7 protein-coding genes are annotated in these 5,792 nt (G+C 70.2%); 4 read left to right on the top strand and 3 right to left on the bottom strand.

The genetic code is table 11. The features are described 5' to 3' along the window. Positions 1-471 precede the first annotated feature (471 nt). Positions 472-708 carry a hypothetical protein gene (locus AC07AL_RS35495; RefSeq protein WP_400812540.1) on the bottom strand — a complete coding sequence of 79 codons (237 nt, stop codon included), beginning with the start codon at positions 706-708 and terminating at the stop codon, positions 472-474. Between the two features lie 289 nt (positions 709-997). On the opposite strand from AC07AL_RS35495, the gene AC07AL_RS35490 reads away from it, so the two are divergent. Then, positions 998-1,246 carry a hypothetical protein gene (locus AC07AL_RS35490; protein ID WP_400989399.1) on the top strand — a complete coding sequence of 83 codons (249 nt, stop codon included), beginning with the start codon at positions 998-1,000 and terminating at the stop codon, positions 1,244-1,246. Between the two features lie 37 nt (positions 1,247-1,283). Here the strand turns inward: AC07AL_RS35490 and AC07AL_RS35485 are convergent, their stop codons facing one another. Beyond that, the gene (locus AC07AL_RS35485) at positions 1,284-1,481 is read right to left on the bottom strand and encodes a hypothetical protein (protein WP_400989400.1); all 198 of its coding nucleotides are present in this window, start codon (positions 1,479-1,481) and stop codon (positions 1,284-1,286) included. 604 nt (positions 1,482-2,085) lie between these two features. Beyond that, complete coding sequence (locus AC07AL_RS35480; RefSeq protein WP_478319390.1) at positions 2,086-2,568, bottom strand: hypothetical protein; 483 nt, start codon at positions 2,566-2,568, stop codon at positions 2,086-2,088. Positions 2,569-2,762: 194 nt separating this feature from the next. On the opposite strand from AC07AL_RS35480, the gene AC07AL_RS35475 reads away from it, so the two are divergent. The 3 genes from AC07AL_RS35475 (at position 2,763) to AC07AL_RS35465 (ending at position 5,703) form a co-directional block, all read left to right on the top strand. Continuing rightward, a complete protein-coding gene (locus tag AC07AL_RS35475; protein ID WP_478319389.1) occupies positions 2,763-3,647 on the top strand; it encodes an aminoglycoside phosphotransferase family protein in 885 nt (294 codons plus the stop codon). Between the two features lie 785 nt (positions 3,648-4,432). Then, the gene (locus AC07AL_RS35470; protein ID WP_400812581.1) at positions 4,433-5,002 is read left to right on the top strand and encodes a SigE family RNA polymerase sigma factor; all 570 of its coding nucleotides are present in this window, start codon (positions 4,433-4,435) and stop codon (positions 5,000-5,002) included. Further along, on the top strand, positions 5,002-5,703 hold the full coding sequence (locus AC07AL_RS35465) for a hypothetical protein (protein ID WP_478319388.1): 702 nt from the start codon (positions 5,002-5,004) through the stop codon (positions 5,701-5,703). Before AC07AL_RS35470 ends, AC07AL_RS35465 begins: the two co-directional genes overlap by 1 nt. Positions 5,704-5,792: the final 89 nt, after the last annotated feature.

Here is a 5,792-nt window from a genome sequence, read left to right as displayed (position 1 = left end):
GACCCCGGCCATCTCCTCAGGTGTCACACACCACCAACGACACAACCCACCAACAGACACGCCACTACCGCACAAACCTGACCAAGCCCTACTAGAAGTCGCGAAAAGCCTCTGGGGGCCACTCGGGCGGAAGCGCCCTGGTGAACATCACGTAGACCGGTCCGTAAGGAGTCTCGGTCTTGACGTTCGCCCACTGATCAAGCTCGTGAGAGCAGTATCGGCGAAGCAGACTGACGAACTGTGTGATCTCAGTGTCGGACAGCGGACCGTCGGGCCCCGGGTTCGGCTCCATGGCAGCACGGTAGCTCGGTAGCTCGGTAGCTCGGGCAACCCCGCCTCCGGGGGGCGGGAGGTGGTGACCGGCTGTGACCTGGCCTTATGGCTGCTGGGCCGGTGCTGTCTGGTTCGACCGTGGTGGGCCGCTCTTCCCCGTGGCTCCCCGCTCGATCGGGCACGAGTTGGGCACGGTCGTCACTCGTCGCCATCCGACAGCCGCACCCGAGCGTGCGCAAGGGCGACGGCCCGCAGGTTTGGTGAAAGCTCACCGGTCGAGAAGACTTCGAGCTGGTCGGCTGGACCGTCGAAGGGGCGCGACACGGAGATGAACAGACCTTCCCGCCCCCCGCTCTGATACTCGACGCTCCAGCAGTCGTCAACGATGTCGGTGAAGTGCACAACCTGAAACAGAATCCCTGCGAGCGTGACCACCACACCCCCTAATGGCTCTGGAGCTGGACGCTATCCCGTGGGCGCCCGGCGTCAGCCTACGGCCAGTCCTCGGGCTGAGCGGGTGGCTCCCTCCTCGATCGGGCAGCTTCGCCGCACCCGGGTTCTCTAGCGGCCGCCCTTGGGTGACCGGTCGAGGTGGGGGCCTCCCGCGACCCGTCCACGATCACCACGTCGAAGCCGCACCCATGGGCATGCCCCTGGTCCCCTCCGAGGAGAGCAGAAGACCTTCGAGTACACCGACGACCTGAAGGACGCGCAGCGGGCGCTGGTGGCCGTGCAGGCCGAGCGCCGCGCGTTCCTGGCGACGCTGCCATCGTGGAGCGGCGATCTGGTGGCCGCCCAGCAGGGGCTGGGAGAAGAGCAGCTGGCCGAGTCCGCACGTCTGGAGGAAGCCGGGCGGCGGGCCTGCCACGCGGTGTGGGCCGACGGGTACTGGGCCACGCTGGCCGGCGAAGACCGGGTCGCCGCTCGCAGCCGACTCCAGCACATCGACGACCAGCCGGCAACGGCGGCGTAGCGACGGCCCCCGCCGCCCGGCAACCGGGCGCGGGGCGCTACCGCAGTCGGATGTTGCCCTTCGCGTCAACGATGACGGTCAGCTCGCCGCCGAGGCTCTCTTGGAGGATCTTGGCCAGCTGCTTCCCGTCGAAGGGATGCCTGGGGCGTAGCGGGGTCCCGAAGTACGGCTCCTCCGGTTCGTCCGCGCCCCAGGCGGATTCGAACAGGCACGCGTCGGTGATCGTGCGCGCCATGGGGAGCCCCTTCTTCCAGGTGACCGGGCGATCACCATAGATCCCCTCGTGGTCGGGCGAAAGGCCTGCACGCCCGGCCGACCTGCTGTGGAGTCACCGGGTGGACCAGGACGGGCATACAGGTTCGTGCCAGGTGGTGCGGACCACCAGCCCGCCGGGCGACAGGTGCTCGCTGCTCCAGGTCCGGCAGTACCCTGCCGCCGGCCGGCACGGCCCGGCCGTGGCCGGGTGACCGGCAGCCTGGCGGGCGAGCACCGGCGCGGCGGCGGGCTTGCCTGTCCGGTGCCGACGGCGTCTGGTGAAGGAAGTCGTCATGCCCGCCGTTGTGCCACCCGCTGCCCGCCGAGAAGCGCCCCCGGACCGTCTCTGCCCGCCTGCGCCCGCCGTGTCCGAGGAACGGGCGGCCAGGCCCGACGAGGCAGCCTGACGGCCCTTCCGGGGCTGCCGCGCCCCAGCCCGCCCCACCGCGAGCGGCCGGCACCAGCTGGACGCGAGAGAAGAAAGGCCCGCCGCAGGCGCAGCGCCCGACCGGCACCGACCCAACCAGCCAACCAGCCACAGGCCGGGGCACAGAGAGGTAAGTCGGGCCGGTGAGAACCCTCGATCAGCTGAACCGTGGTTCCGCCAGCAGCACCACGCGGTCGGCCTCGACATCGAACCCAAGAATGGGGTGGAGCGGATCAGACTCCGGAGTCAACGTCACCGCCTTGCCGAGCCTGCGCCCGATCGCCCGCAGCAGGAGGCACAGCAGATTGACGCCGTCCTGGCCCCACAGCTCTCGCAGATCAACATCGAAGTCGATCGAGCTGGCCTCATACGCCCGAAAGATCGCCAGGAATCCAGTGGCGGGCCAGACCCTCAACAACGCGTCGGTGTCCTCGCTGCGGGCCAGCATGTCCGCAGCTCGCGGCAGCCGAACCGCGACACCGTCCTCGGAGTACTCGCAGGACCACCCCTGCGACCGCACCAGATCAAGCACCGCCTGCCAGTCCTCGACCGAGGTATCTGCGACCCGCCCGTCCGGCAGCGACCCCATCAGGCCGGGGTCGAAGAAGTTCCTGACGTCGTCCCACAGCAGATCTGGCATCCCGCCATGCTGCCTGGCCACCCGCCCGAACGCAGCCCGATTTCCTTGACGAACACCATAGAGGCACCCCCGGGGGGCCTGCGCGGTCGGTCAGATATCGGGTGGGTTTTACCCGCGTGGAGCAATGTCTGTCTGCTCACACTAGAGCCTAGACAAGGGGGTACCTGTTGAACGATGTTCCAGATCTTGGGCCCATGCCCCAGCGGGTCACCGTGAGTGCCGAACAGGCCGGGCGGCTCGTGGCCGAGCAGTTCCCACAATGGGCCGCACTACCTGTGACGGCTGTGGAGAACGGCGGCTGGGACAACCGGACCTTCCACTTGGGCGACAACATGTTGCTCCGCCTGCCCAGCGCGGAGGAGTACGCCTTGGCCGTGGAGAAGGAGCACCGTTGGCTACCCGAGCTGGCACCCGCTCTCCCGCTGCCGATCCCGGTGCCGCTGGCGAAGGGGAGTCCTGGTGTGACCTACCCGTTCGCGTGGTCGGTCTACGGGTGGATCGACGGCACACCCGCGACGTTCGAGTCAGTCGTCGATCCGATCCGCTTCGCCGAGGGCCTGGCCAACTTCGTCGCCACGTTGCAGAGCATCGACGCCTCGGAAGGACCACAGCCTGGCAAGCACAACTGGTTCCGCGGAGCAACGCTGCGGACCTACGAGGCGCAGGCGCTCGGTGCGCTGGACGAGCTGCGCGGCCGCATCGACGTCGCGCCGGCACATGAGTTGTGGACTCAGGCGCTCGAGGCGCAGTGGGACGGGGCCGACGTCTGGTTCCACGGCGACCTTGCCCAGGGAAATCTGCTCCTTGAGGACGGACAGCTCGCCGCCGTCATCGACTTCGGTACGTGTGGCGTGGGGGACCCCGCTTGCGACCTCGCGATCGCGTGGACCTTGCTCTCGGCTGACGGCCGCGACTTGTTCCGGAAGCGGCTGGGCGTCAACGATGCGACGTGGGCGCGCGGACGCGGCTGGGCGCTGTGGAAGACGCTCGTCTCGTACGCCAACAGCCTGGGCGAGGACGGCGCTGACGCCCGTGACGCGCGACGCGTGCTCTCGGAGATCCTCGCTGATCGAGGCTGAGGGGTCGTAGGGGCGCGTGGACCGCGGCGCGGGCCTGCACGCACTCGGAGCACTCCAACCGGTCCGGGCCCGCCTTCTCCCGCAACTCCAGCTGCGAACCCGCCTGCCGGACGTCGGCTTCCCGGGGTCAGGACCGCCAGCTGTTGCCCACGGCCAGCGGCCGCTCGCCCGACCCGTCGACGCGCAGTGCCTCCCGGCCTGCGGCATCCTCCAGGAGAACGGCCTCCATGTAGGCGATACACCTCAGACGCTCACTCGATGTCACCCCCACGCCAGGCTACCGAGACCACGACGGTCCTGACAGTCCGAACGTGTGCCGAACCTCCAGGTCCACATCGCCGCCGCCCTCGGCGCCGGTTCCGGTTCGATTGGTTCTCACCGGCCGCTGACCTGTGCCGACGCCCGAAACTCACCAACGGTCCCGGGGCGAGACTCACCTCCGCGAGGCGAAGCTCCCCACCGCAGGTCAGCGGGGGTTCCCAAACTCCCCGGTGCAGGTCAGCGGCCCGCACCGGGGGCAAGGCCGGGTCAGGAGCAGCGCCACCACGAACCGGCGAGCTTCGCCGTGGCGGCCGCAGCCTCGGCGGCGGTCTGCTCCGCGCGCGCAGCAGTTCGTCGCCGTCCGGGTTGGCCAGCGCGTCGGTGCCAGCGTGCAACCTTTGCGGCGGCGCGGCGGTGAGTAGGGCAGAGCGGTGGCCCGGTCGGGTCGTCGCGCGGATGCGAAGAGGAACTGGATAACCGCGACCATATTGCCCGTCCCGGTGGAGGACCCTCCCCCGTCCGTCATGGCACCGGCTTCCGCTGGCGGCCCCGGCCTGCGGGAGCTGGACTTCGAGGGGTTCGCCGCCACGCGCTGGCGACGGCTGGTGCGCACCGCCTACCTGCTCACGGGCGACTACCACGAGGCCGAGGACGTGGTGCAGGCGACGTTCGCGAAGGTCTTCAGGAACTGGTCCCGGATCAGCCGTCTGGAGGAGCCGGACGCCTATGTCCACCGAGCCCTGGTGAACAACAACCTGAGCCGCCACCGGCGGCGCCGGGTCAGGCAGCTGCTCGTCCCCGTGCTGCCCGACCGGGCGCACACCGCCGGTGGCGGCCACCGCGACGTCGAGGAGCGCTCGGTGCTGCTCCAGGCGCTGGCGGAACTGCCGCAGCGCCAGCGGGCCGTGGTCGTCCTGCGCTACTGGGAGGACATGAGCGAGCACCAGGTCGCCGAGATCCTGGGCTGTTCGCTGGGCAATGTGAAGAGTCAGGCCAACCGGGGCCTGGCGAAACTGCGCCGGCACCCGGCGCTGGCCCCGTACGCGGCGGACACCGGTTCGACGACCGACGGCACGAACGGAGACAACAGGTGATGGACACCGAGGACATGGTGCGCGGCGCCCTGCGGGACGAGGCGGCCCGGGTCGCGGTGGCGGACTGGTCCGCCACGCCCGCACGGGGCCACGTGCGCCGGCAGCGGCGGGGGCGCCGCGTGGCGATGGGCGCATCGGCCGTGGCGGCCGCGCTCGCGGTGGTGGCCGGCACAGGCGCGGTGTTGTCCGCGCAGCACGGGGCCCAGGCCGTCGGACCGGCCTCCCAGGCTCCGGCCGTACCGGAGGGTCCGGCTCCAGAGCCCGTGGTGGTGGAGCCCGGCCAGCAGCTGCCGCTGGGCCGCCCGGACTGGTGGATGCAGCTGAAGGACCAGGAGGTCTGCGTCCACGACGCCCCCGCCTACCGCAGCGATCCGGGATGCGGCGGGTCCTCCTGGGCGGGTGGCACGACCGGGATCAACATGGGGTACTACGGGAACGCCCCGCAGTACCAGGAGGGTCTGTACAACCTCATCTACCACGGGCCCGAGCAGGTGGCCCGGATGAGCATCGAGGTGGACGGCCACGCATACTGGGCCACCGTCGTCTCACTGCCCGGCACCCCGGGCTACACCACCGGCTACCTCTGGGGGCCCAGCAACAAGACCCTCAACGGTTCGACGGCATTCCCGCTCGAAGGCGTCAAGCTCGCCGCGTACGACGCCCAGGGGAAGCTCCTGACGAGCAAGACGGTGTCGTCCTGAACCCGGTGCGGGGGGGGGGGGGGGGGGGGGGGGGGGGGGCGGGGGGGGGGGGGGGGGGGGTTGAGGGGGGGGGGGGGGACAACAAAGAA

This window comes from Kitasatospora sp. NPDC043949, from assembly GCF_056435365.1.
The sequence above is the reverse complement of the archived record's forward strand: the minus strand, read 5'-3'. Positions and strand labels throughout refer to the sequence as shown.

Coding starts and splice junctions, on each gene's coding strand:
- AC07AL_RS35485 (WP_400989400.1), bottom strand. CDS start 1,481: ATGGCGCGCACGATCACCGACGCGTGCCTGTTCGAATCCGCCTGGGGC.
- AC07AL_RS35480 (WP_478319390.1), bottom strand. CDS start 2,568: ATGCCAGATCTGCTGTGGGACGACGTCAGGAACTTCTTCGACCCCGGC.
- AC07AL_RS35475 (WP_478319389.1), top strand. CDS start 2,763: ATGCCCCAGCGGGTCACCGTGAGTGCCGAACAGGCCGGGCGGCTCGTG.
- AC07AL_RS35470 (WP_400812581.1), top strand. CDS start 4,433: ATGGCACCGGCTTCCGCTGGCGGCCCCGGCCTGCGGGAGCTGGACTTC.
- AC07AL_RS35465 (WP_478319388.1), top strand. CDS start 5,002: ATGGACACCGAGGACATGGTGCGCGGCGCCCTGCGGGACGAGGCGGCC.